The organism is Pigmentiphaga humi (genome assembly GCF_900606115.1).
GTDB lineage: Bacteria > Pseudomonadota > Gammaproteobacteria > Burkholderiales > Burkholderiaceae_B > Pigmentiphaga > Pigmentiphaga humi.
Map to the genome: position 1 here is coordinate 1 of NZ_UWPJ01000001.1, position 1,318 is coordinate 1,318.

General features: G+C 57.4%; 1 protein-coding gene and 1 other annotated feature. The gene reads right to left on the reverse strand.

The window, feature by feature from the left end; all coding sequences use genetic code 11:
- Positions 1-33 precede the first annotated feature (33 nt).
- Positions 34-1,268, reverse strand: a protein-coding gene (locus tag PIGHUM_RS00005; protein WP_124077193.1) for an IS3 family transposase whose coding sequence is annotated in 2 segments (ribosomal slippage) — positions 34-980 and positions 980-1,268 — 1,236 coding nt in all. Because the reading frame shifts where the segments join, the coding sequence is not laid out codon by codon here.
- Positions 874-990: a sequence feature (AL1L pseudoknot), on the reverse strand. Its footprint overlaps the gene before it by 117 nt.
- Positions 1,269-1,318: the final 50 nt, after the last annotated feature.

Below are 1,318 nucleotides of genomic sequence, written 5' to 3' on the forward strand. Positions count from 1 at the left end.
TGAATCACACCGGGAATCGCGGAGGCTGTTTTGTTAAAGTAAAACAGATTCCGCAGCGGATGCCGCGAGTTGTCGATAGTAACGCTCTTCGGCTTCTGCCGGCGGGATATCACCGATCGATCCGAGCAAGCGTTGGTGGTTAAACCAGGATACCCATTCCAGCGTTGCCAATTCCACTGCAGCCTTGGTCTTCCAAGGCGCCCGTCTGTAAATCACCTCCGTTTTGTACAGGCCGTTGATGGTCTCCGCTAACGCGTTATCGTATGCACTTCCGGTGTTGCCAACAGACGGATTGATTCCGGCTTCTCCCAGACGTTCGGAATAGCGAATTGACACGTATTGCGACCCGCGATCCGAATGATGGATAAGACCATCTGACTGACTGGGGCGCCGGTCGTACACGGCTTGTTCCAGAGCGTCCAGGACGAAGTCCGTCGTCATACTGCTGGAGGCACGCCAACCGACGATCCGCTTCGCGTAAGCGTCGATAACAAAGGCCACATACAGCCATCCCTGCCAAGTGGAAACGTAGGTGAAATCCGCCACCCAGAGCTGGTTCGGGCGATTCGCCTCGAAGTGGCGCCGTACCAGATCTTGCGGGCAGGCTGCTGCGCTATCGGGCACCGTGGTGCGAACCCGCTTGCCACGGCGCACCCCTTTAATGCCCAAGTCGCCCATCAGGCGTTCAACCGTACATCGTGCCACGCGAATGCTCTGGCGATTCATCTGCTTCCAGACCTTACGAGCACCATAGACGCGAAAGTTCTGCTCCCAGACTCGATGAATCTGCGGCTTGAGCTGTTCGTCGCGCTGGGCCCGCTGACTGCGTAGCTGGGGATTCCGACACCGGGCGGCATATCGCCTGTAGGCTGACGGGGAGACCTGCAATACCTTGCAAATCGGCTCGACCCCGTACAGGTCCCGATGCTGATCGATATAGGCGTTTACTTCTTCAGTTCGCGGTCGAGCGCCGCCTGGGCAAAAAAAGCGCTGGCTGACTTCAGGATCTCGTTGGCCCGGCGCAACTCTCGGTTCTCTTTCTCCAGCGCCTTGATGCGTTCGCGCTCCTCGGTCGTTACTCCAGGGCGCGCGCCACTGTCGATCTCTGACCGCTTAATCCAATCCAACAGGGTCGTCGGTGTGCAACCGATCTTCGGCGCAATCGATTCGACAGCCGCCCACAGCGAGCGGTATTCGTCCCGATGCTCCTGAACCAGCCGTACCGCACGTTCACGTACTTCAGGGGAAAACTTGTTGTTCTTGCTCATGGCTCCATTTTCTCAAGAATTGGAGCCTCCTCAAAAACCGGTTCGATTCA